Here is a 23,043-nt window from a genome sequence, read left to right on the forward strand (position 1 = left end):
GCACGGTGCGCGGAGGCGCGCGGGCACGGGGGCTGGGCGGACGGCGGCACACCGGGCGGCCGGTGTCTCGACGGGGACGCTGGGGTGCGAAGCTGCGGGAAACCGGCGGAAAGGCCTGGTCAGACCCGACAGCGGGCACAGCCCGGTGCGGTACACGCGCTACACAGGGCGCTGTTGACACGGAGCAGGTCGACGGCGCGGTCGGCGACGAGCGGGCTCGGGTACGGGCGTACGCAGCCCTCGGCGCGGCGCTGGGCCGTCCTGGAAGCTGCGTACATGTCCGTCACCTGTCACTGTCGTGCCGGCCCCGGGGGGCCTCGCGCTTACCGAATCGTCGCTTGCCGAAACGTCGTCGGTCCGGTCGTCACCTGGGGCACCCCACCGCGATGCGAGGGTTGCCGGTCAGCAAGCCAGGGCTTGACGCTGACGCTCTTGACCGTTCTGGTGCGTAAGTAACGCAGTTGCCCGAACGAATGTCAACGCCTGTCCGACTGGCGAAACGGTTCGGGCCGCTCTCACCTGCGCGAAACGCCGGGAGCGTCCGCCGCGTGACCCGCCCAGTCCAGGATCTGGACAGCCGCGCCGGCGGCCTCCAGGCCCTGGCAACGGCCGTGGTGGCGGCGGGCGATGCCGTCGAGGTCGAGGTGGACGCCGAAGGCCGGGTGGGCGGCCAGCCGCCGGGCGTAGGCCCACAGCACCGGGTGGCCGGCGATGGCGTGCACGGCGGCGGCGTCCAGGTGGTTGCGGTGCACGGTGTCGAGTTGCACCAGGGTCACCCACAACTCGATGTCTGCGGCCGTGAGTTGACCACCGACCAGGAACTCCACGCCGGTCAGCCGGCGCTCGAGACCGTCCAGGGCGGTGAGCAGCACCTCAAGCGCCTCCGGGTCGCCGCCCTCGCGGCCGGCCCGCTGTGCGGCCTGCTCGATGTCCTCGGCACAGAGCCGCTCGACGGCCTCGATCTCGGCCTCGGCACCGCACGGGTAGAGCCGGGCGACGCCGTCGCCGAAGTGCTGGTCCAGGTCGCGCAGGATGTCCCGGCTGTGGGTACTGACGATCCGTCCGGACCAGTCGTCACTGAACACCGGCGCGAGTGCCGGTCCCGAGTAGTGGTGGGCGCTGGCCTCGTACAGCGGGCGCAGCGCCGGATGGCTGCCGTCGGGACAGTCCGGGACGGCGGGCAGGAAGGTGACCGGACAACAGTCGTCCAGGGCCAGCAGGCTGTGGCCGACGGCGATCCGGAGGCCGTCCGGACAGGCGGTGGAGAGGTGGAGCCGATAGCGGCGCGGCACGGCGTAGTGGCCGCTGCGCGCATCCCGGCCGATGCGGCCCCGGAAGGCGGGGGCGGTGCGGACGGAGGGCAGGGCGGTGAGTGGAGCGATGGACATGCGTCTCCCCAGGGGCGGGCGCGCGGACGTACGCGCGGCGGAAGCGTTCGGCGGTGGGTTCAGTGGGATCTGAGTGGGTTCCGGTGCGTCCTGGTGAGTCCAGGCGGGCGGGCGCTCGGCCCGTACGGCCGGGATCGGGTGCTCAGCCTCTGCGGCCGGTGGCGCCGCACACCCGCAGCAGGTCGATGTGGCGGCGGGAGGTGAGCAGGGGGCCGGCCCAGGGCGCGGGGCTCTCGCGGCGGTGTCTGCCGGTGAGCGTGCGCAGGCGACCCATCTTTCCCTACCTTTTCACTAGGATTCCCATCTGGAGTGTCGATCGGCCTCCGCCCGGCGTCAAGGGGGCGTCCACGCCTGGGACACCCGGCCCCGACTTGCCTCCCGACGGGCGGGGCGGTGCGCTGGGTGTCGGAGGCCGACGGAGGCCTAGTGACAGGAGCCGGAACCGATGACCGAGCCCCCGGGTCCCGGGCCCGTGCCCGGCGCCGTGCCCGAGACCTTCGCGTTCCACTGCGGGCGGTGCGGACACGGCTGGGAGGCCACCTTCCAGGCGGTGTTCTTCACCGACCCGGTCGCCGACCCCGACCTGCAGAGCACCCTGGAGTACGTCGACGAGGCCGGCCGGGCCGTACCGTCGCCGCTCACGGACGCGGTGTGCCCGCGCTGCGGCAGCCGGCGGGTACGGATCGCGGCGGCCTGATCATGACACTCACCCGAATGGCACGCGCGAGTGGTCGGCACTCACGGGCGGTGGTGGCGTGGAGGGACCTACCGCGTTCCCGAGGAGGCAGTCGCGATGAACCGTCCGTCCCGACCCGCGCGTGTTCTCGCCACGGCCCTGACGGCGGGGACGCTGTTCGCCACGGCGGCGGCCTGTTCGGGCGACAGCGGCTCCCCCGAGGCCGCGGCCGTCTCCCCCGCCGCCGAGCGTCCGGCCTCCCCGTCGGCGACCCCCGCCCTCACCGGAGCGGGCGCGCAGGCCGCGCTGATCACGCCGGCCGACATCGAGGACGACTGGCAGCTGGCCAACGACGCCGCCACCTGGCGCAACCAGCTGCTGGTCGGCAAGGTCGACGTCGCCGACTTCCTGACCGGCAAGGCCGACGCCGCCGACTGCCAGCGGCTGCTGGACAGCCTCTACTCCGACACCCTGCTGGGCCGCGCCACCGGCGCCTCCGGACTGCGCGGCTTCACCTCGGACGACTCCCGGATGCTGTACCAGGTCGGGGACTACGGCCAGGCCCAGATGGACGCCACCATCGACTGGCTGAAGGGGCTCCCGGAGAAGTGCAACCAGTTCACGGCCACCGGATCGGACGGCAGCAAGCGGACCGTTCAGGTCGTCGAGTACAAGGAACCGCCCAAGGTGGCCGACGCGCTGGCGGCGCTCACGGTCACCGTCCAGGGCACCTCGAACGGGCAGCCCGCCACGACCACCCTGGACGTCGTGGCGTTCCGCGTCGGCGCCTCAGGGGCTGCGGTCACCAACGGCGGCCTCTCCGGCGTCGACCACGACAGCACCGCCCTGGCCGTCCAGAACGGCGACCAGCGCCTCGAGCAAGTCCTGTCCGGCAAGACCCCGGCACCGCTGCCGAGCCAGTTCGACTAGGGGCTGTCCGGCCTCAGCCCTCTGCCAGCACCGTCCGGATCACGTGCCGGGCGTTGGCGGCCATCGCCGGGTTCGTCCTCCGGTAGTACGGCAGCGCGATCAGCGCCTGCGAGAGCGTCCGCCCACGGCCGCGGATCCAGGTCGCGTCGTCCACGTCCAGCGCCTCGCGGAAGGCTTCCCTCGCGTCGGCCGGCAGCAGGTTCCACGCCGGGAACAGGTCACAGGCCGGATCGCCCACCCCCACGCACCCGAAGTCGATGACCGAGGTCAGCCTGCCACCGTCCACCAGCAGGTTGCCCGGCATGAGATCGGCGTGCAGCCACACGGGCGGCCCGTCCCAGTCCGGGGCCCCGAGCGCCTCCTTCCACACGGTGGCGGCGGCATCGCAGTCGACGCCCTCCTCCGGGATTCCGCGCAGTTCCTCGATCGCGGCCCGCGTCTGCGCGTCGAGCGAGGCGATCGGCCCGCCACGATGGGCCTGCGGCGCACCTGGCAGGGTGACGCTCCGCATCGCCGCCACGAACGCGGCCAGATCCTCGGCCAGCAGCACCGGCTCGTTCAGGGCTCCCGCCCGGGGGTTCTCCCCCGCCAGCCACCGGTACACCGACCACGGCCACGGATACCCTTCGCCGGGCTCCCCGTTCCCGAGCACCTCGGGGATGGACGTGGGCAGTTGCGGCGCGAGTCCGGGCAGCCAGGTCCGCTCCCTCGACACGTCCCCGGCCCCACCCTGCACCAGCGGCAGCCGTACGACCATGTCGTCCCCCAGCCGGAACATGGCGTTGACCGTGCCACCGGACGCGATCCGCTCGACGGCCGAACCCGCCCACTGGGGGAACTGCCCGGCGATCAGCCGCCGTACGAGGTCGTCGTCGATGGGATGCGTACCGGGATGCATCTGCTCTGTGTTCATCGACGTCATCCGACCGCCTGCCGCCGACGAGCGTCAAACCCGTTTCCGGTCGGCTCAGTGGGGCATCGGGTCACCGGGGTTGCTCTGGGTGGTGCCCGGCTCCCCGTTGTCGCGGTGCCAGGCGACGACGAGTTCGTCACGGGTACCGAAGCGGACCAGGTGCCGGCCGACCACGCCCTCCAGGAGTTCGAGGTTCTCGGGGTCCGTCTCCACGGTGAGCAACAGGGCGCCCTCGGTCGCGGTGAGGGTGCCGGTGCCGTTCTGGAAGACGATGCCGCCGGTGCCGGTCTCCTCGTCCCAGGTGGTCTGCGAGCGGCGGCCGAGATGCGAGGCGAGCTGCTTGGCATAGCGGGCGGGGCGGTCGGTGGGGACGCGGGCTTCGGAGCGGGCCATCTGGGACTCCCGGTGCTGCTGCGAGGACGGGCATGGGTGACGGGCTCACGCTACGTCCGGACGGGGGGTGCGGCGCCGTACCGGACACCGCAAGCTTTGCATTCGGGTCGCGTCACCGAGACTGTCAAGACCCATGGACCTCATTCACTCATCCGGATGCACATCACCACACGATCACCCTTACGGGTGAATTTACACATTGATCTACATGTCGGACCGAGGCTACGGTCATCGCCCGGGGCGGACTCCCTTCACCTGGGCAGGAGCGGCTGGTGACCTCAACGAATCCCACTCCAGCACCCATCAGGCTGTTACGTACGGACGATCTGCTGGATCTGCGATTCAGCTTCCCGGGGCTGCGCCTGGACGCCTCCCCGTTCGGCAGGCGAACACTCCAGCGAGCCGATCCGGCGGTCGAGGGCCGGCTGGTGGTCGACTTCGGACCGCAGCACCTCACCGAGCAGGCGTTCTTCGAGGCCGCCCCCGGACTGCCGGCCGAGGACGAACCGGGAACGGGTGAACCCCACCCGGCCCCGCCCGTGCTCGCGCGGATCGCCGGGCGCAGCACGCTGGTCTTCGTGGTCGGCGCACAGGACCGGATCGACTACTCCGCCACCGGCCTGCTGACCGCGATGCGCACCCTGCCGTTGCGCGTGGTCGACGCCGCGGTGGCACCGGCCGCGCCCACCGCCGCCACCGCCCGGCTCGCCGAGGCGCTCGCGGGCCGGCCCGCCGAGCACGTCCTGCGGGCGGTCCGCGCGCTGGCCGAACTCACCGCACGGTACGGCGAGGAGACCGCGCTGGCCGCGCTGACCGGCCCCCTCGGCACACCGCACCCCGCCCCAGTGCCGTCGGCCCACGCCGGCCCGCCGCGGTCGGCGCACTCCGGCCCGCCACAGCCACCGCCGGGCCCGCAGAACCCCTTCGCCGACCCCGCCGACCCGCGCACCGGCATCGAACTGCCGTACCGGCTGCTGCTGTCCCCCACCCAGGACGCGCGCTGGACGCACACCACCGCGCTCGGCCCGGCGCAGCCGCAGGAGCGCATCGCCCTCTGGTACACCCGGCTGCGGCAGGAGACCGCGAGGGCCGTGTGGACCCGGGACCCCGACTTCGTACCGGGCCGGATCAGCCTGCCCCCGCCCGGCCGGTACGAGTTCCGGATGCCGCTGGACTCCCGCGACCGCCACCAACTGGTCCACCTCACCTCGGACTTCGCGCTCACCGGCGACCGCCCGCCCGAGCCGGTGGACGTCCGCGGCCTGACCCTGTCCACCCTCGGCGGCGGCCTCGACTCGCTCGGCCGCTGGCCGAAACCGCCGGCCGGGCTGGACGTCACCCAGTGGCGGCACCGCGCGGCACTCGGCCGGGACCACTACGTACGGGTCATGTACGCCGGGCGGCTGTGCCCCTTCGGACACCGGGCCGAGCTGGTCAAGGTCACCGAGCGCAAGTTCGACCCCGGCCGTCCGGACCACGGCGCCTATCTCTGCCAGCGGATGTTCGTCGTCGTACGGGAGCCGGTCGTCACCTACGACCGGGAGGTGCTCGGCCCCGGTGCCGAGCCCCGGGACCGGCTGCATCTGCTGTTCCCCTTCACCAGCGTGCAGTTGCTCACCCAGGTGACCCCGGATCTCGCCGAACCCGTCAACCTCGACGGCATCCTGCCGGGCGAGCACGCCTTCTTCCCGGTCGCGAGCGGCAAGAACCCGGCGCGCCCCGAGGACGCCTTCCGGTTCGCCGTCAGCGCCGTAGACCGGGACGGCAGGCTCGTCGAGTTCCAGGTCCCGCTGCTGTTCCTGGGGAAGACGGCACACGAGTCCCCCGACGCCGTGACCGCCGTCGCCGACCACTACAACCGCCAGGACACCGGCCCCACCTCGGGCCCACCGGACGAGACCACGACCGTCGGACGCGTGACCGCGGCCCTGCGCGGCCAGTCGGTGGCGATGGCACCGAGCACCTCGCCGGGCGACACCGCGCTCGAACTCGCCGAGTCCGTCTGGGGCATGGAGACCACCGGCGAACTGCTGGCCGGGGACAGCGAGGAGGCCCCCCGTTTCGTCCCCCGGCTGCGCTGGGCGCGCGCGGTGCTGCCGCAGGTGCGGTCGCTGAGCGGATTCCGGTCCGCGCTGCCCCTGCGCTACCCGGCCCCGTACGCGAAGCACGCGTTCGAGGACGGCAACCGCGGCGAGCTGTTCGCCGAACTCGTCCTCTACACCGCGCCCCTGTCCTTCCACCACGCCGCCGACCGGTCCGGGGCCCTGGTGACACCGAGTTTCGACGTGGCCGGCGTCTCCCGGCTGACCGGACCGGTCGCCGCGCCCCAACTGCCCCGCGTGGCGGGCGCAGACGCGACAGACGCAGACTCGGCGGGCGCCGACGCGGCGGACGTCCTGGAGCACGACTGGTCCGCGATCGCGGATGGCCGCTTCGAACCGACGGCGTTCTTCGGCCAACTGCTCGGCGCCAACGCCCGGTTGTTCGGGGTCATCCCGTTGGTGGACCTGCTGGAGGCGACCGGCCTGGACAACCTCCAGGCGCCCAACTTCTTCTCCGAGACGGTCGACGCCGTCACCGGGTTCCTGGGCGACCTGCGCCGGGTGCGCGGGCTCACCTCGGCGCTGGAGCGGCAGTTCCCGGAGATCGCCGATCGGGTGATCAGGACGACCGACGCGGCGGCGATCTTCGCCGACACGCTGGTGGAGTTCGTCGTCGGCGCGCTCAAGGGCGACGACCAGGCACCGGGGCTGGAGGACGTCGAGAACGCGTTCCACGTCTTCTCGTCGGCGCTGACCGACCTCCGCACCGTGCTGCCCGCCGCCACGGACCCCGGTGTCCGGGCCGTCCTGGAACGGGTCCAGCAGCAGGTGGCGACCTGGGACGACACGGTCGGCGGTGCCCTGGCCCTCAAGGACGCGGTCCAGCTCGCCGCCAGGGGCGCCAAGCTCGCCGAGGTGGTGAACGCGAGGATGGAATGGGCCCCGGACCTCAAGGACTGGCCGGACGCCCCGAACACCCTCTTCCGGCTCTCCGACGAGCAGGCCGCGGGACACCTCACCCTCGTGGTGGACCGGCGCGGCGCGCTGAGCGAGGGCGTCCCGCAGGGCGCCGACGTGACCTGCACGCTGTCCGACTTCGATCTGCTCCTGGTGCCCGGTGTGCTCCAGGGCCTGGAACTCCACTTCGAGCTGATCCGTTTCACCATGCGGATCGGCAGGAAGCCGGACATCGAGGTGAAGTTCGGGCACGTCCGGTTCGTGGGCGAGCTGTCGTTCGTGGAGACCCTGCGGCAGCTGATCCCGCTGGACGGCTTCAGCGATCCGCCGGCCGTCGAGGTGACCTCCTCGGGCATCACGGCGAACTACTCGATGCCGCTGCCGAACCTGGCCGTCGGCGTCTTCAGCCTGGAGAACCTCGCGCTCGGCGCCTCCCTCCAGGTGCCGTTCCTCGGCAGCGCGCTGGAGGTCGGATTCGCGTTCTGCCGCCGGGAGGCGCCGTTCCGGCTGACCGTGTCCATGCTGGGCGGCGGCGGGTACTTCGGCATCGTGCTCTCCGCCCAGGAGATCACCGTGCTGGAGGCGGCCCTGGAGTTCGGCGCCGCGGTGTCCATGAACTTCGGGGTGGCCAGCGGAAGTCTCTCGGTGATGGCCGGGGTGTACTTCCGGCTGGACACCGCGAAGGGCGTGAAGCTGGTCGGCTATCTGCGGGCCCGCGGCGAGGTCGACGTGCTCGGCCTGGTCTCCGCCTCCATCGAGCTGTATCTGGAGCTCGGTTACAGCGACGGCTACGCGGTCGGCCGGGCCACCCTGTCGATCAGCATCGAGATCGGGTTCTTCTCCGCGTCGGTGGAGATCACCTGCGAGAAGCGGTTCGCGGGCTCGGGCACGGCTCCCGCACCCCTGGCCGGGGGGTTCGTCCCGGCCACCGATCCCCCACCGCTCGTCCCGCCCTCGTTCGCCGACCTGATGTCCCTCTACCCCGACCCGGTGACCGGAGCGGACCGGGATCCCGTGTCCGAGTACTGCACCGCCTTCGCGAAGGTGACCCCGTGACCGCACAACGCGCCCTGCGCTGGACCGTGCTCCCCGACGGCATCGCCGGCCAGGACCCGGCCGGGCACGACCTCCTGCGGGTCTCCGTCCTGGTCACCCCGCTGCTCACCGGGTCCGCGCGGCTCGGTGACTACGAGGGGATGCGCGACTGGCCGACCGCACTGCACGGCCTCGTCAACCACCTGTCCCTCGACTTCTACGGCAGTCCGGGCAGTCCGGGCGGCCCGGTGATCGCCACGGCCGGTTCCGTCGCCCGCACCGACCGGTTCCCGCCCGCGGACAGCGGGGCCTGGACCGCGCTGTTCCGCGACAGCACCCCGGTACGGCCGCCGGGGCAGCAGACCACCGGGGCCGCCGCCGGTCCGGGTGGCCCGGTCGGTCCGGTTCAGCAGACCCTCCGCTCCTATCCGGCGGCCGCGGTGCACACCGAGGTCACCGGCCTGTACCGGGAGGTCGCGGTCGCCACCACCGCCCAGCGCCTGCGCCTGGAGGCCGCCGCACAGGAGCTGAGCGAGTGCGGCCCGCCGGACCCGGATCTCGACCAGGGCTGGAAGTTCCCGGCGCCCGGCGCGGTCCTGGACCTGATCGGACCGGGCGTGCGGGACTTCGCGCTCGACCCCGGCGAGGCCTATCGCGCCCTCGACACCCTGCTCGGCGCCGGGAGCGCCGGGAGCGCCGAGGCGGCCGCGGGCTCGTCGCCGTACACCCCGCGCGTCATGCGCCGCACCGGCAACCCGGACTACGAGGCGCAGGCCAGGACCTTCGCGTTCGCCGAGGCCCACCGCTTCTTCGATCGCACCCCGGCCCCGGCGGCGCGGACGGCCGCCCCGCAGCCCGCACCGGAGCCGCACCGCGTCGACTTCCACGAGGCGTGCACCCTCCTCGCCGACTACCCCGAGCTGCAGCGCAGGTTCGGACTCGTCCTGGACCTGGTCTTCACCGCACCGCCCGGACTGGCCGACGAGGGCGCGGTCCAGGTCTCCTTCGCCGGGCACCCCGACCGGGACCGGCTGCACGCCCCCGGACTGCGTCCGGCGACCAGGCTGCGCTACCGGGCGGGGAGCCGGTTCGAGCCCCTGTCCGCCGACGAGGGCGTCCTGCGCGGCCGGACGCTCGACCTCGGCTCCGACGCCTTCCGGGTCACCGACCTCGATGTGGACGGCGCGGCGCTCAAGCACGTCGACTACGCCCGGGCGCTCGACGCGCTGGACCAGGGCCCGCTCGACGACACGGCACCGGCCCGCAAACAGCTGGGCACCGGCACCCCGGCCGCCCGCGGCAGCGGCCTCACCGTGCTGTGCGCCGACGGCGACCACCGGCTGGCCGGCCGGATCGGCGCCGACGGCGAGCGCACCGCAGGCACCGCCGACCCCGTCCTGCACGCCGAGGACCTGGTACGCGGCTACCGGGTGGACGTCGGTGTCGCCGACCCGACCGGAGAGGTGCACAGCTGGCACTCCCTGTGCCGGCGCCAGGGCACCTACACCGTCCGCCGCCCCGGTGAGGCGCCCGTGCCGCTCGCCGTCCGGCCCGACGAGGGCCACGTGAAGACCAGCGCGGTGACCAGGCAGTCGCCCGGGGCCGACGAACTCTACGGCCACCAGGCGCTGTTCGGCTGGGAGGGCTGGAGCCTGGTCGCCGCCCGCCCGGGCCGCACGATCGGCCTCAGCGACCGGCCGGAGGCGGTGGCCCCCGAGGTCTCCCCGGACGTACCGCTGGAGACCCGGTTCACCGCCCAGCCCGGCAGCCTGCCCGCGCTGCGCTACGGCCGGACCTACCGGCTGCGGGCACGCGCCGTCGACCTGGCCGGCAACAGCCTCGACCACACCGCCGAGACCCCCGCGGAGACGGCCACCCCGGCGGTCACCTACCGGCGCTGGGAGCCAGTGCCGCAGCCGGTGGTCGTACCGTCGAAGCCCTTCAACGAAGGCGAGTCGGCAGAGCGGCTGGTAATCAGGAGCACCGTCGAGGACGACGGCACGGAGGTCTCCGCGCTCGCGTACAGCGTGCGGCGCTCGGACGTCCCGGACCACGGCATCGACACCGGCGTCGACCACCTGGACCGCAGTTACGGCTACCGCGACGAGCGGCACATCGCACCGCCCAAGTGCGCGCTGCGGATGGCCGAGGAACACGGCTGCTACGACGCGGCGTTCGGCCCGGACGTCACCGAGGAGGTGCGCCGGCGCTACTTCGCCTCCGCCGCCCGGGAGTCCGGGTCGTTCCTGGACACCGTGGTCAGCGACCCGGACGACCCCGACTCCAGCACCGACCTGCTGCGGTTCCGGGAGATCCGGGTGGCCAAGCACAGCGTCCATGACACCGAGCCGCTCACCGCGTTGCCGCTGGCCCACCGGGGTGCGGGCCTGAAGACCGGCGAGTTCGTGATCCACGACCGCGATCAGCTGCTGCTGCCCTACCTGCCGGACCCGCTCGCCCGCGGCGTCTGTCTGCGCGGACTGCCGGGCACCACCGGCGACCACCTCTTCCCCTTCACCGGCCCCTGGCCGCAGGCCAGGCCGTTCGTGCTGCGCATCGAGGAGGGCGACGACGAACCACGGGTCGAGGACAACCCGCTGTGGCGCCGGCTGACCGTGTATCTCACGAAGGGCGAGACCGCCCGCGTCTACGTCAGCTGCTACCTCGACCCCGCCGACCTGCCGCTGTTCAACCTGTGGGCGCTGCTGACCCGTTCCGACTACTGGGCGGGACTCCCGCAGCGCGACCGGGACCTGGTCGCGCGGCTCAGCGCTGCGGGCGAGAACTGGCTGCTCACGCCGTGGGTGCGGCTGGACCTGGTGCACGCGGTGGAGAAGCCGCTGCGCCCGCCGGAGCTGGACCGGCCGCGCGTGGACCGGGGTCCGGAGCAGACGTCCGCGCTGCTGGCGAGCACCCTGCTGGTGCACGTGGAGAGCACCGCGACGGTGGCCGTGGAGGGCGCCTGGAGCGAGTGGGTCGACGACGTCACGCAGGCGGGCCCGCAGCGCTTCACCCACCTCGCCCACCTGGAGGACACCACGATCCCGGCGGACGCCGACTTCGGATTCGCCTCCGTCTCCCACGAGTTCGGCGACACCCGGCACCGGAACCTCACCTACACGCCGACGGCGATGACCCGGTTCCGCGAGTACTTCCACCCGACCATCACCGACGACCCGAAACTCGTCACCCGCACCGGTCCGGGCGTCGCGGTGCCCGTGCCCAGCTCACGGCGCCCGGAGCCGCCCGACGTCAGCCATCTGGTGCCCACGTTCCGCTGGTCCACCGCGGTCGACCGGGACACCCGTACGGTGACCAGGACCCGGCACCTCGCGGGCCTGCGGCTCTACCTGAACCGCCCGTGGTACTCCTCCGGCGACGACGAACTCCTCGCCGTACTCCTGGATCCGGCCGGCACGCTGCCCGACGAGTACGCCACCCGCTGGGGCATCGACCCGGTGTGGGCGGACACCACGCCCCTGCCCCCGCCGTCGGCCGCCGTCTTCCCGAACCCGACGGTCACGGCCACCGGCCTGCCGCTCGCCGAGTCCACCGGCACCACCCCGGTGACGGTGTCCGTCGCCGCGTACACACCGGTGTACGACACCGACCGGCGCCTCTGGTACGTCGACATCGACGTGGACCCGGGCGCGGCCGGGGGCACCGCCTACTTCCCGTTCCTGCGGCCGGCGGTCGCCCGCTACCAGCCCTTCGCCCTGCCCGGTCTCGAGCTGTCGAAGGCCGTGGTCGCCGAGTTCGGCCAGCTGCCGCCGCCCCGGTCCGTGACCGCCGGCACGGCCGACAACCGTGCCCGGCTGCGCCTGTCCGGCCCGACCACCTGGAACGACCTCGGCCGGCGGATCGGCACGGGGCCGGCCGCGGTGGCCGGGAGCCGGCGGGTCCGGGCCACCCTGCAGAAGCTGACCGCAGGCGACGAACTCGACTGGACGCCGGTCGGCGACCCGGTCGAGCTCACCTGCCGGGCCGACGGCACCGGCTTCGCCTGGTCGGTCGACTTCCCCGACCGGCCCACCGAACTGCTCGCCCGCTACCGGTTCCTGGTCGAGGAACACGAGCTCCACCAGAGCGACCCGGACACCGCCACGGAGACCGTGACCGTGGGCGGCACGCCCGTCCCGGTGGCCCGCCGGCTGGTGCACGCCGACTACGTGCCCGCGAGGCGCGGTCTGCTCGGCGGCATCGTCATCGACATCGAACTGTGAGGCGGCCCATGCGGATGCGGACACCCACCGGTTATGCTGTCGCCCTTGCCGCCGTGGGCTGTCTCAGCCTGGTGCCGTCGGCGCTCCACGCCCCACGCCCGCTGGCCGAACCGGCGCCGTACGGCCGGGCCAACGACGTACAACCGCACTTCGGCGGTGCAGCCCTCTCCGTCTTCCCGACCGTGAAGGAGAGCGACTACCACTGCACCTCGGGATTCGCCGTGCGGTTCAACGCCGACCCCGGGAAGAAGGGCATGGTGACCGCCGGGCACTGCTTCAAGAAGGACACCGACCTCGGTTCCGGCCACGACCGGTCCGGCGGAGCCATCGACTTCGGCACGGTCACGGTCGTGAGATTCGAGGACGGTGTTCCCGACGGACACCACGACATGGAGCTGATCACCGGTGTGCGCGGGCAGTCCGGACCGCAGACGTACGCGGCCACGATCTGGGTCGATCCCCAGGTCCCCAGCGCGGTCCGGGTGGTCGGCAAGGGCTCCGTCGCGCAAGGGGACATGGTCTGCTACAGCGGGATGGTCACCAAGGTGAACTGCGGGTTCGAGGTCCGGACCCCGGATCACGGCACGTTGTGCAGTGAGGAACCGGGGCACACCCACGACTGCACCGTCGGCCTCGCGGCCGCCACCAAGCAGGTCTCGTCCGGCCCCCTGAAGGGTGACTCCGGCTCGCCGGTGTACCGGCTCGACGACAAGGGCAACGCCGTCCTGCTGGGCATGCTCGTCGGCGGAGGCCCCAACAAGGAAGAGCCCCAGCACAAGGACGCGGTGATGTACTTCCACAGGCTCCCGCAGATCGAGTCGGCCGACGGACTCGGCGTCACCGTACTCACGCAGAAGCCGTAGCCGCGTCACGTCGGGAGAGGTCAGCCGCCCGCCGGCCCACGGGCCGACCGTGCCGCCTTCGCGAGGTCCAGGTCCGTGGTCTCGGGGGCCAGGAACTGGGAGACCAGACCGCCGAGCGCGAGCACCCCGGCGCCGACGAGCAGGACGAACTCCACTCCGAACCGGTCGAGGCCCATCGGCAGCAGGAAGGTGCCGACGGCCGCGCCGACCCTGCTCATCGCGGTGGCGAAGCCGACGCCGGTAGCACGCAGGGAGGTGGGGAAGACCTCCAGCGGGTAGACGGCGGTGAGTGCGCTGGAGGCCGCGTTGAGGAAGATGAAGAAGAGGAAGCCGCCCACGATGACGGGCGTCGAGTGCGGCCAGACCGCGACCAGGGCCAGACAGGCCGCGGTGATCCAGAACGGCGGGATCAGCAGCCTGCGGCGGCCGATGCGGTCCACGACCAGGCAGCCGGCCGTGACCCCGGCGACCGCGGTGAACGAGTAGACGAGCAGCGCCGCGACCGCGTTGTCACCCATGTGCAGGGCGTCGAAGACCTGCGTCCAGAACGTGCCGATGGCGAAGTACGGCAGTACCAGGGCCGCCCAGAAGACGCTCGCGAACACCGTGCTGCGCAGGTGGTCCTTGCTGAACAGCGCCCAGAACCCGGCCTGTCCGGTCGTGCTGCGCGCGTCGAGTTCCGCGTCGACGTCGATCTCGATGCCGTACCTCTCGATCAGCGCCTCGGCCTCCTCCCGGCGCCCCCTGCTCAGCAGCCAGCGGGCCGACTCCGGGATGCCGCCGCGCAGCGACACGCACACGACGGCGATGACCGCGCTGCTGGCCAGGGACCAGCGCCAGCCGCCGTCGACGTCCGCGAACAGGGCGCCGACGACCGTGGCGAGCGCGTAGCCGACGTACCAGCTGATCTCCAGGCTGGCCAGCAGCCGGCCGCGCCCCTGTCTGGGGGCGTACTCGGAGAGCAGCGGGGCGCCGATGGCGTACTCGCCGCCGATCGCCACGCCCATCAGCAGGCGGATCAGGAAGAGCTGCAGCCCGTCGGTGACGAAGAACTGGAGCACCGAGCCGACCAGGAAGATCAGCATGTCGGCGAGGAACACCGGACGGCGGCCGAAGCGGTCGGCGAGGCGGCCGAAGAGCGGGCCGCCGACGAAGATGCCGATCAGCGGGGACGCCCCGACCAGGCCCTCCATGAGGGTGGAGAGGTGCAGATCGGCGGTGAGGGCGGTCATCGCCATGCCGATGCCGCCGATGATGTAGCCGTCGATGCCCTCGCCTATCTGGGTGGCGAGCTTCAGCTTCGTGTGCAGGCGGCGGCGTTCACGGGCGCGGTCGGCGGGCACTTCCGGGGTGCCGGGCGGTTGCTGGGTCGCAGGCGTCATTGCCATGAGCGGTCCTTGGGGTGAGCGGGTGCGGGGACGGGCACGGGGACGGACAGAGGTTCAGGACACGGACGGACAGAGGTTCAAAGGGGCAGAGGCTCAGACGGGCCAGTCGAGGGCGATGTACTGCGTCTCCAGGAAGGCCTCGATGCCCTCGCGGCCGCCCTCCCGGCCGAGGCCGGACTGCTTGACGCCGCCGAAGGGCGCGGCGGGGTCGGAGAGCAGGCCGCGGTTGACGCCGACCATCCCGGCCTCCAGGCGTTCGGCGAGGCGCAGGGCGCGGCCGACGTCACGGGAGTAGACGTACGACGCCAGGCCGTGGACGGTGGCGTTGGCGCGGGCCAGCATCTCGTCCTCGTCGGTGAAGGTGGTGAGCGGCGCGACGGGCCCGAAGACCTCCTCGTGCAGGATGCGGGCGTCGTCGGGGACGTCGGCGAGGACGGTCGCAGGGTGGAAGTGGCCGGGTCCGTCGGGCACTTCGCCCTGTGCGGCGATGCGCGCGCCGCGCGCCAGGGCGTCGGCGACCAGGTCGCGGATCCTGTCCACGGCTGGCTGGTTGATCATCGGGCCGAGGGTGACGCCCTCCGCCAGGCCGGATCCGGCGCGTACGGCGACCATGGCGGCACCGAACTTCTCGGTGAACTCCGCGGCGACGTCGGCGTGGACGTAGAACCGGTTGGCGGCGATGCAGACCTCGCCGCCGCCGCGCATCTTGGCGTCCATCGCGCCCCGTACGGCGGCGTCGACGTCGGCGTCGGCGCAGACCACGAAGGGGGCGTTGCCGCCCAGTTCCATGGTCACGTTGACGACGTTGGCGGCGGCCTGCTCCAGCAGGAGTCTGCCGGTGGCGGTGGAGCCGGTGAAGGAGAACTTGCGGACCCGTTCGTCGCCGAGCCAGGCGGAGCCGACCTCGGCGGCGCGGTCGGTGGGCAGGACGTTCAACAGGCCTTCGGGCAGGCCGGCTTCGGTGAGCAGTGCGGCCACCGCCAGGGCGGTGAGCGGGGTCTCCGGGGCGGGCTTGAGCAGTACCGGACAGCCGGCCGCGAGCGCCGGGGCGATCTTGCGGGTGGCCATGGCGGCCGGGAAGTTCCAGGGGGTCACGAACGCGGTGACGCCGACGGGGTGCCTGCGGACGACGTGCCGGTAGCCGCCGGCCGGGGCGTCGCCGAAGGAGGAGTCGATCCGGACCGCCTCCTCGGCGAACCAGCGGAAGAACTCGGCGGCGTACCCGACCTCAGCCGCCGCGTCCCGGTAGGCCTTGCCGTTCTCCAGCACGATGAGCCGGGCGAGGGCGTCGGTGTGCTCGCGCATCAGCTCGAACGTGTCGTGCAGGATCTCCGAACGGCGCCGGGGCGGTGTCGCGCGCCAGCCGGCCGCGGCCGACCCGGCGGCCCCGATCGCCGTGCGGGCGTCCTCCTCGCCCGCCGCGGAGACCTGGCGGATCAGTTCGCCGGTGGCCGGGTCGTACACGGGGTAGGTGCGTCCGTCGGCGGCCTCGGTCCAGCGGCCGCCGAGGAACACATCGCCCTCCGCGAACGGCGCCTTGGCCAGGAGGTCGATGCCGGCGAGGTTCATGAGCTGCTCTTTTCTCCGTTCCGGACGAGGCTCGTCCGATGGGCGGTGAATTTACGAGCGCGTCATGGGGCCGACAAGGCACCCCCTGCGGATCGCAACGGTGGTTGCTGTGAGGGCAACTCGCCGATCACGCGGGGAGGCCGGCCGAGCACCGCCGTCAGGTGCGGGGAGGCCGCCCGAGCACCGCCGTCAGGTGAGCCGGGTCCGGGCCGGCGCGGCACGCCGGGGCTCCCAGCCCAGCAGCGCGGACACCCGGGTCGCGGCCCGTGCCGTGGTGCGCCCCGCCTCGTCGAGCCGGTCGCCGAACCGGGACTTCGGGGCGGAGATGTTGATGGCGGCGACGACCCGGCCCCGGAAGTCCCGGATGGGCGCCGACACCCCGACCAGCCCCTCCTCGAACTCCTCGCTGACCCGCGCGTAGCCCTGCCGCCGGGCGTCCTGGACGAGCGCCCACAGGTCCTGCACCGGCATCTCGCCGCTGGTGCCGAAGCGGACGTACAGCTCGTCCGGGGTCGCGTCGGAGAGCAGCACGCGTCCCGCCGACAGCCGCCAGGCGGGCACTCCGCGCCCTTCCCAGCCGTGCACGCGGAAGGAGTGCCCCGAGACGGACAGCAGGGTGAGGACGTCGCGGTCGCTGAGCACGCACAGGTGACTGGTCTCCTCCAGGTCCGCCGACAGCGCGTGCATGACCGGCTCGGCCACCCGCACCAGCCGGCTCTCGGAGGTACGGGCGACCAGGGAGAAGAGCCGCCAGCCGAGGCGGTACTCCAGGGTGTCGGGGTCGCGCTCGACGATGCCCTCGGCGGCCAGTGCCTTCAGGGCCCGGGAGATCTGGGTCTTCTCCCGGCCGACCAGCTGGGCGAGGCGTACCACGCCGAGGCCTCCGGCGTTCTGGGCCTCGTCGGAGGCGAGCGCTTCGAGGAGGTCGATGTCGCGGCGGAGGCCGTGGCCGCGGGAGGCCGCGGAGGAGTCGGTCACGGAGTCATCGTAGGCAGGGATTCGGAGAGCGGAACCCCAGGTCAGAGTCAGGGTTGTCAGCAGAGCAACCGGCATTTCGATTCCCGCCGGCGCCTTGCGAGGGGGTGGCCGCCGACCTAGATTCGCCGCATCGGGCCGGATGAACTGCACCGAATACGAGGTTCGTCCTTGTACGGGGTTCGTCCTTCTGCGCCCGGTGAAGCACACTTCCCAGGCCCAGGAGATCCGATGCCCACGCCGGTTTCCCCCACCCGCCCGCCCGGCTTCGCGGCGACCGCGCTGATCGGCGAGTCGTTCGTCGGCGACGGCGTCGACGCCGCGCACACGAACATCGTGATCGGACGCAAGGGCGGTCCCGTCGAGACCGCATGGGCCACGGCGCTGGCCACCCCGAGCGCCGGGCACGTCCCGTTCCTGACGGTCGTCCGGCCGTCGGTGCCGGTGAAGCCGCTGACGCTGTTCGTGACCAAGGCCGCCGCCGCGGGCGAGCTGCACGAGCGGGCGACCTGGGGTTCCGCCCAGGCCGGCCTCGCGCAGGGGGTCGCGGACGCGGTCGAGGAGGGGCTGATCCCGGCGGCGGAGGCGGACGACCTGCTGATCATCGCCGCGGTGTGGGTCAACCCGGCGGTCGGCGACCTGGACGCCTCCTTCCGCAACCAGCGCGCCGCCGCGTACGGCGCGGTCCGGGCCGCCGTGACCGGCACGCCGACGGTGTCCGACGTGCTGGCGGCCGCCAAGGATGGCCCGGCCAACCCGTTCTACACGCCGACCGCCGAGGTGCTCGCCCGATGAAGATCACCGACATCGTCCTGGACCGGCTGCGGCTGGAGCTGGACCCGCCGTTCCGTGCCGCCTGGGACCCGGAGCCGCGCCATGTCTTCGACGCGACGATCGTGCGCGTCCACACCGACGAGGGCGTCACCGGCATCGGCTCCGGGGACCTGATGGACGGCTTCGAGACGTACAAGCACCTGTTCGTCGGCGAGGACCCGCTCGACATCACCCGGCATGTGCGGGCGATCGAGACCGCCAACTTCCACGGCGCCCACTACTGGCCGCTGGAGGCCGCGCTGTGGGACGTCATCGGCAAGGTGCACGGCCGCCCGGTGTCGGAGCTCTTCGGCAACGCGGCGAAGAAGCTGCCGGCCTACGCCTCCTCCGGCGAGCTCAAGTCCCCCAAGGAGCGGGTCGAGACCGCCCTGAAGGTGCGCGAGGCCGGTTTCCGCGCCATGAAGATCCGCGTCGACCGCAACCGCATCGACGAGGGCATCGCGGCGGTCCGTGCCGTCCGGGAGGAACTCGGTCCGGGCTTCGAGATCATGGTCGACCTCAACCAGTCCTGGCGGATGGCCGGTGACACCGCGAACGCCTCCGATCTCGCCAGGACCCGCAAGACCGTCGCCCGGCTCGCCGAACTGGACGTGTTCTGGGTGGAGGAGCCGCTGCCGTACGCGGACCTGAACGGCTTCCGGCAGCTGCGCGCCGAGAACCCGGGGGTGCGGATCGCCGCCGGGGAGATGCACCACTCCCCCACCGAGCTGCTGCGCTACCTCGAGGAGGACGCCCTCGACATCTACCAGATGGACGTGGTGCTGGCGATCGGCATGCACCGCGCCCGCACCCTGGCCGAGCTGGCCCAGCTGAAGCACCGTCAGTTCACCCCGCACAGCTGGACCAACGGCATCGGCGTGCTCGCCAACCTCCATGTGGCGGCGGGCGTCGGCGGCGGCCCGTTCTTCGAGTTCCCGTACGACCCGCCCGGCTGGACCCCCGAACGCCGTGACTTCATGCTCGCCGAGCCGGTGCGGGTGAACGCCGAGGGCGATCTGGAGGTCCCGGACCTGCCCGGTCTCGGCGTCGAACTGGACGAGGACGCGATCGACCGCTGGAGGATCAAGTGACGTACACCATCGACGAGTTGCTTGGCCGCTCGTACGACGACTGGCTGGCCGCGGCGGACAAACTCGCCTTCGAGACACGCCCGTTCATCGACGGTGCCTTCACCGACGCCACCTCCGGCGACTCCTTCACCAGCGTCTCGCCGCGGGACGGCGCGGTGCTGGCCCAGGTGCCGGCGGCCGGGGCCGAGGACGTCGACCGGGCGGTTCGGTCCGCGCGGGCCGCCTTCGAGGACGGCCGCTGGCGTGATCTCGCACCGAAGGAGCGCAAGCGGATCCTGCTGCGCTGGGCCGGACTGATCCTTGCGAACGCCGAGGAACTGGCCCTGCTGGACACCCTGGAGATGGGCAAGCCCATCACCGAGTCGGTGCGCATCGACGTGGCCAAGGCGGCGGAGACCATCGCCTGGTACGCCGAGACGATCGACAAGACGTACGACGAGGTGGCCCCGACCCCCGGCGACGCGCTGGCACTGATCACCCGCGAGCCGCTGGGCGTGGTCGGCGCGGTCGTGCCGTGGAACTACGCGCTGCTGATCGCCAGTTGGAAGCTGGGCCCGGCACTCGCCACCGGCAACAGCGTGGTCCTCAAGCCGGCCGAGCAGACCTCGCTCGCCGCGCTCCGCCTCGCGGCCCTCGCCACGGAAGCGGGGCTGCCCGACGGCGTGTTCAACGTGGTCCCCGGTCGGGGCGAGGTCGCCGGTCAGGCGCTCGGCCGCCACCCGGACGTCGACAAGATCGCCTTCACCGGCTCGGCCGAGGTCGCCCGCCTCTTCCAGGTGTACGCGGGCGAGTCCAACGGCAAGCAGGTCGCCGTGGAGGCGGGCGGCAAGTCACCCCAACTGGTCCTGGCCGACGCCGACATCGAGGCCGCCGCGTCCGCCGTGGCGTGGGGGATCTTCTACAACGCGGGCCAGACCTGCAACGCCGGTTCCCGGGTCGTCGTGCACGCCTCCGTCAGGGACCGGCTCCTGGACGCCGTACGGCGGATCACCGCCGAGACCTTCCGCGTCGGCGACCCACTCGACCCGGCCACCGTCATGGGACCCGTCGTGGACGAGGTCCAACTCGCCAGGATCCTGGGCTACATCGAGCGCGGCAAGGCGGATGGCGCGCGGGTCCTGCTGGGCGGCGGGCGCACGCTCACCGGCACCGGCGGCAGCTTCGTCGAGCCGACCGTGCTCGACGGCGTGGCGAACACGTCCGTCGTCGGCCAGGAGGAGATTTTCGGCCCGGTGCTCGCCGTCGTGTCGTACGACGGCGACGTCGACGAGGGCGTACGGCTCGCGAACGAGAGCGACTTCGGGCTGGTCGCCGCCGTCTGGACCCGGGACGTGACGGTCGCCCACCGCACCGCGAAGCGGCTGCGGGCCGGCACGGTCTGGATCAACACCTTCGACGCGAGTGACGTCATCACCCCGTTCGGCGGTTTCAAGGCCACCGGCACGGGACGCGACAAGTCCCTGCACGCGCTGGACGCGTACACGGCGCTGAAGACCACCTGGATCAACCTGGCCTGAGCGGCCCCTCCCCGTACTTCACCATCACCTAGCGAGGACAACGATGAGGATCGGTTTCATCGGCCTGGGCAACATGGGACGCCACATGGCCCGCCACCTGATCCGGGCGGGACACACGGTCACCGTGCACGACAGTCGGCCCGAGGCCGCCGCCGGACACCTGGCGCTCGGCGCGAGCTGGGCCGACACCCCTGCCGCATGCGCGGCCGACGCCGAACTGCTCGTCACCATGCTGCCGAACCCGCGCATCGTCGAGGAGGTGCTGCTGCGCGGCGGGGCCGCCGAGGCACTGCCCGAGGGCGCCCTGTGGATCGACATGTCGACCTCCACCCCGGCCGTCGCGGACCGGATCGCCGCCGACGTCCTGGACCGGCGCGGGGTACGCCGGCTGGACGCGCCCGTGAGCGGGATGGCGCGCGGTGCCGAGGCGGGGCGGCTGCAGATATTCGTCGGCGGCGAGACGGGCGACTTCCGGACCTGCCTGCCGGTCTTCGAGGCCATGGGCGACCCCGGCAAGGTGCTGCACGTGGGCCCGCTGGGAGCCGGCTACACGGTCAAGCTGATGATCAACCTGCTCTGGTTCACCCACCTCGTGGCCACCTCCGAGGTGCTGGCCATGGGCACGAAGGCGGGCGTCGACCTGGGCGTGCTGCGCGGTTCGCTGCTGGCCAGCCCGGCCGCCTCGCACTTCCTGGAGCAGGACCTGCTGTCCGTGCTGGTCGACGGCGACTACGACGACTCGTTCGCGATGGTCCTCGCCTGCAAGGACCTGGGCCTGGCCGTGGACCTCGGCCGCGACCTGGGCGTCGCCACGGAGCTGTCCGCGCTGGTGGAGCAGATCTACCGCCGCTCCAAGGCACAACACGGCGACCTGGCCGGGGAGATGAGTCCGGTGCGGCTCTACGAGGCCCTGGCCGGACGGGAGTTCCGGCTGCCGCGGCCTCAGGAGGCCCTGCTGAGCACGCCCGCCTGAGCAGCCCCGTCCCCCCTTCCCCCGCGTCCTCAGGAGCCGTACGCCATGGGCGAGTCCCTCACCAGCCAGCTGACCGTCGACCCCACCTGCCGTATCGAGTTCGGCCCCGGCCGCCTCGCGCACCTCCCGGACCTGGTCTCCGCCCTCGGCATGAGCCGCGCGTTCGTGGTCACCGACCGCGGGCTGCGGGCCGCCGGGATCGCCGGCCAGGTGCTCAAGGTGCTGGACGCGGCGGGCGTCGAGCACGGGGTGTACGACGGGGTCGGCGCCAACCCCTCCACCGGCAACGTCGACGAAGGCGCCGCCCGGGCGCGGGAGTTCGGCCCGGCGGTGGTCGTCGCCCTCGGCGGGGGCTCGGTCCTCGACGCGGCGAAGGGCATCTCGCTTCTGGTCGGCAACGCGGACGCGGCGGCGGCCGACGCGGACGCGCTGTGGGAGGCGCTGGACGGGCTGCCGCTGATCGCGATCCCGACCACCTCGGGCACGGGTGCGGAGACCAACGGCTTCGGCGTCATCGAGGACACCGGAGCCCGCCGCAAGGTCTACCTCGGCCACCCCTCGGTGAAGCCGCGGATCGCGCTGCTCGACCCGGAGCTGACGCTCGGCCTGCCCGCCCCGATCACGGCGGCCACCGGCATCGACGCCCTCGTACACGGCATCGAGTCGCTGGCCTCGCGGGGTGCGAATCCGGTCTCGGTGGCGTACGCGACGCAGGCGGTGGCGATGGTCGGCCGCTGGCTGCCCGTCGCCCATGCCGACGGCTCGGACCTGGAGGCGCGGGCGGGGCTGATGCTCGGCGCCCACCTGGCGGGCCAGGCTCTGACGATCTCGGGGCTCGGACTCGTCCACGGCATCGGGCACGCCCTCACCGCCCACACCGGCACCCCGCACGGGGTCGCGCTCGCCGCCGTCCTGGAGGAGGTCCTGGAGTTCGGCGCCCCGGTCGCCCGGGAGGCGTACGAACAGGCCGCCCGCGCGCTCCGCCTCGCCCCGCCCACCGACGGCGACTGGGCCCGCGCCGCGATCGACGCCGTCCGCGGGATCTCCGGCACGCTCGGCATCAAGCGGCCCCTGCGGGACCTGGGCGCCCGCCCGGACCTGCTGCGCCCCATCGCCGCGGGCGCCCTCGCGGACGCGGTCACCCGCAACGCGCCCCGGCAGCCCACCGAGGAACAGATCCTCGGGATCCTCGAGGCGGTGTACTAGAAGGTCGATGAAGATCTTGGGTTCTGGTCCTGCCGCGTGAGCGGCGGGACCAGACTTGTCTTGTGGCGATGGGTGAGTGGGTCGGCGAGAT

The 23,043-nt window shown here is 72.6% G+C and carries 17 protein-coding genes and 1 riboswitch; of the genes, 10 read left to right on the top strand and 7 right to left on the bottom strand.

Going from position 1 to position 23,043, the window contains the following annotated elements; all coding sequences use genetic code 11:
• Nucleotides 1-314: 314 nt before the first annotated feature.
• Nucleotides 315-438, bottom strand: a riboswitch (SAM riboswitch).
• A 77-nt stretch (nucleotides 439-515) separates the two neighbouring features.
• Nucleotides 516-1,388, bottom strand: coding sequence for a glutathione S-transferase C-terminal domain-containing protein (locus tag ABZ887_RS27140; RefSeq protein WP_361294116.1), 873 nt, complete (start codon nucleotides 1,386-1,388; stop codon nucleotides 516-518).
• A 142-nt stretch (nucleotides 1,389-1,530) separates the two neighbouring features.
• Nucleotides 1,531-1,662, bottom strand: a complete 132-nt coding sequence (locus tag ABZ887_RS27145; RefSeq protein ID WP_361294119.1) for a hypothetical protein — start codon at nucleotides 1,660-1,662, stop codon at nucleotides 1,531-1,533.
• Nucleotides 1,663-1,833: 171 nt separating this feature from the next.
• Between ABZ887_RS27145 and ABZ887_RS27150 the strand changes: the two genes are divergently transcribed.
• Together ABZ887_RS27150 and ABZ887_RS27155 are read left to right on the top strand one after the other, a co-directional pair.
• Entirely contained in the window at nucleotides 1,834-2,085 is a 252-nt protein-coding gene (locus ABZ887_RS27150; protein WP_361294122.1) for a hypothetical protein, read from the top strand.
• A 96-nt stretch (nucleotides 2,086-2,181) separates the two neighbouring features.
• Nucleotides 2,182-2,994, top strand: a complete 813-nt coding sequence (locus ABZ887_RS27155) for a hypothetical protein (protein WP_361294125.1) — start codon at nucleotides 2,182-2,184, stop codon at nucleotides 2,992-2,994.
• A 13-nt stretch (nucleotides 2,995-3,007) separates the two neighbouring features.
• Here ABZ887_RS27155 and ABZ887_RS27160 read toward each other — a convergent pair whose 3' ends face one another.
• Nucleotides 3,008-3,907, bottom strand: coding sequence for an aminoglycoside phosphotransferase family protein (locus ABZ887_RS27160; protein WP_361294128.1), 900 nt, complete (start codon nucleotides 3,905-3,907; stop codon nucleotides 3,008-3,010).
• 54 nt (nucleotides 3,908-3,961) lie between these two features.
• Nucleotides 3,962-4,300 carry a DUF2218 domain-containing protein gene (locus tag ABZ887_RS27165; RefSeq protein WP_361294131.1) on the bottom strand — a complete coding sequence of 113 codons (339 nt, stop codon included), beginning with the start codon at nucleotides 4,298-4,300 and terminating at the stop codon, nucleotides 3,962-3,964.
• A 272-nt stretch (nucleotides 4,301-4,572) separates the two neighbouring features.
• On the opposite strand from ABZ887_RS27165, the gene ABZ887_RS27170 reads away from it, so the two are divergent.
• Genes ABZ887_RS27170 through ABZ887_RS27180 form a run of 3 tightly spaced genes read left to right on the top strand, consistent with a single transcriptional unit; the run spans nucleotide 4,573 to nucleotide 13,420 of the window.
• A complete protein-coding gene (locus tag ABZ887_RS27170; RefSeq protein ID WP_361294134.1) occupies nucleotides 4,573-8,355 on the top strand; it encodes a hypothetical protein in 3,783 nt (1,260 codons plus the stop codon).
• Nucleotides 8,352-12,557, top strand: a complete 4,206-nt coding sequence (locus ABZ887_RS27175; protein ID WP_361294137.1) for a hypothetical protein — start codon at nucleotides 8,352-8,354, stop codon at nucleotides 12,555-12,557. The genes ABZ887_RS27170 and ABZ887_RS27175 overlap by 4 nt, the downstream gene beginning before the upstream one ends.
• A gap of 14 nt (nucleotides 12,558-12,571) precedes the next feature.
• Complete coding sequence (locus ABZ887_RS27180) at nucleotides 12,572-13,420, top strand: trypsin-like serine protease (RefSeq protein ID WP_361294140.1); 849 nt, start codon at nucleotides 12,572-12,574, stop codon at nucleotides 13,418-13,420.
• 20 nt (nucleotides 13,421-13,440) lie between these two features.
• Here the strand turns inward: ABZ887_RS27180 and ABZ887_RS27185 are convergent, their stop codons facing one another.
• The 3 genes from ABZ887_RS27185 to ABZ887_RS27195 all read right to left on the bottom strand — a co-directional run bounded on the left by ABZ887_RS27185 (nucleotide 13,441) and on the right by ABZ887_RS27195 (nucleotide 17,355).
• On the bottom strand, nucleotides 13,441-14,808 hold the full coding sequence (locus tag ABZ887_RS27185) for an MFS transporter (RefSeq protein WP_361294143.1): 1,368 nt from the start codon (nucleotides 14,806-14,808) through the stop codon (nucleotides 13,441-13,443).
• 93 nt (nucleotides 14,809-14,901) lie between these two features.
• Nucleotides 14,902-16,377 (bottom strand): NAD-dependent succinate-semialdehyde dehydrogenase, encoded by a 1,476-nt coding sequence (locus ABZ887_RS27190; protein ID WP_361294146.1) that lies wholly within the window; start codon nucleotides 16,375-16,377, stop codon nucleotides 14,902-14,904.
• Nucleotides 16,378-16,566: 189 nt separating this feature from the next.
• Nucleotides 16,567-17,355 carry an IclR family transcriptional regulator gene (locus tag ABZ887_RS27195; RefSeq protein ID WP_361294149.1) on the bottom strand — a complete coding sequence of 263 codons (789 nt, stop codon included), beginning with the start codon at nucleotides 17,353-17,355 and terminating at the stop codon, nucleotides 16,567-16,569.
• Between the two features lie 228 nt (nucleotides 17,356-17,583).
• On the opposite strand from ABZ887_RS27195, the gene fae reads away from it, so the two are divergent.
• Genes fae through ABZ887_RS27220 form a run of 5 tightly spaced genes read left to right on the top strand, consistent with a single transcriptional unit; the run spans nucleotide 17,584 to nucleotide 22,952 of the window.
• Nucleotides 17,584-18,147 carry a formaldehyde-activating enzyme gene (gene fae / locus ABZ887_RS27200; RefSeq protein ID WP_361294153.1) on the top strand — a complete coding sequence of 188 codons (564 nt, stop codon included), beginning with the start codon at nucleotides 17,584-17,586 and terminating at the stop codon, nucleotides 18,145-18,147.
• Nucleotides 18,144-19,256, top strand: a complete 1,113-nt coding sequence (locus tag ABZ887_RS27205; RefSeq protein WP_361294156.1) for a mandelate racemase/muconate lactonizing enzyme family protein — start codon at nucleotides 18,144-18,146, stop codon at nucleotides 19,254-19,256. The genes fae and ABZ887_RS27205 overlap by 4 nt, the downstream gene beginning before the upstream one ends.
• The gene (locus tag ABZ887_RS27210; RefSeq protein ID WP_361294159.1) at nucleotides 19,253-20,773 is read left to right on the top strand and encodes an aldehyde dehydrogenase; all 1,521 of its coding nucleotides are present in this window, start codon (nucleotides 19,253-19,255) and stop codon (nucleotides 20,771-20,773) included. Before ABZ887_RS27205 ends, ABZ887_RS27210 begins: the two co-directional genes overlap by 4 nt.
• Before the next feature lie 43 nt (nucleotides 20,774-20,816).
• On the top strand, nucleotides 20,817-21,746 hold the full coding sequence (locus ABZ887_RS27215; protein WP_361294162.1) for an NAD(P)-dependent oxidoreductase: 930 nt from the start codon (nucleotides 20,817-20,819) through the stop codon (nucleotides 21,744-21,746).
• Between the two features lie 45 nt (nucleotides 21,747-21,791).
• Entirely contained in the window at nucleotides 21,792-22,952 is a 1,161-nt protein-coding gene (locus ABZ887_RS27220; protein ID WP_361294165.1) for an iron-containing alcohol dehydrogenase, read from the top strand.
• Nucleotides 22,953-23,043: the final 91 nt, after the last annotated feature.

Source organism: Streptomyces sp. NPDC047061 (genome assembly GCF_040643955.1).
Taxonomy (GTDB): domain Bacteria; phylum Actinomycetota; class Actinomycetes; order Streptomycetales; family Streptomycetaceae; genus Streptomyces.

Excerpts from the sequence above, each read along its gene's own strand:
- ABZ887_RS27185 (WP_361294143.1), bottom strand. The coding sequence starts at position 14,808 with ATGGCAATGACGCCTGCGACCCAGCAACCGCCCGGCACCCCGGAAGTG.
- ABZ887_RS27145 (WP_361294119.1), bottom strand. The coding sequence starts at position 1,662 with ATGGGTCGCCTGCGCACGCTCACCGGCAGACACCGCCGCGAGAGCCCC.
- fae (WP_361294153.1), top strand. The coding sequence starts at position 17,584 with ATGCCCACGCCGGTTTCCCCCACCCGCCCGCCCGGCTTCGCGGCGACC.
- ABZ887_RS27155 (WP_361294125.1), top strand. The coding sequence starts at position 2,182 with ATGAACCGTCCGTCCCGACCCGCGCGTGTTCTCGCCACGGCCCTGACG.
- ABZ887_RS27150 (WP_361294122.1), top strand. The coding sequence starts at position 1,834 with ATGACCGAGCCCCCGGGTCCCGGGCCCGTGCCCGGCGCCGTGCCCGAG.
- ABZ887_RS27220 (WP_361294165.1), top strand. The coding sequence starts at position 21,792 with ATGGGCGAGTCCCTCACCAGCCAGCTGACCGTCGACCCCACCTGCCGT.
- ABZ887_RS27140 (WP_361294116.1), bottom strand. The coding sequence starts at position 1,388 with ATGTCCATCGCTCCACTCACCGCCCTGCCCTCCGTCCGCACCGCCCCC.
- ABZ887_RS27160 (WP_361294128.1), bottom strand. The coding sequence starts at position 3,907 with ATGAACACAGAGCAGATGCATCCCGGTACGCATCCCATCGACGACGAC.
- ABZ887_RS27215 (WP_361294162.1), top strand. The coding sequence starts at position 20,817 with ATGAGGATCGGTTTCATCGGCCTGGGCAACATGGGACGCCACATGGCC.
- ABZ887_RS27165 (WP_361294131.1), bottom strand. The coding sequence starts at position 4,300 with ATGGCCCGCTCCGAAGCCCGCGTCCCCACCGACCGCCCCGCCCGCTAT.
- ABZ887_RS27205 (WP_361294156.1), top strand. The coding sequence starts at position 18,144 with ATGAAGATCACCGACATCGTCCTGGACCGGCTGCGGCTGGAGCTGGAC.
- ABZ887_RS27190 (WP_361294146.1), bottom strand. The coding sequence starts at position 16,377 with ATGAACCTCGCCGGCATCGACCTCCTGGCCAAGGCGCCGTTCGCGGAG.
- ABZ887_RS27180 (WP_361294140.1), top strand. The coding sequence starts at position 12,572 with ATGCGGACACCCACCGGTTATGCTGTCGCCCTTGCCGCCGTGGGCTGT.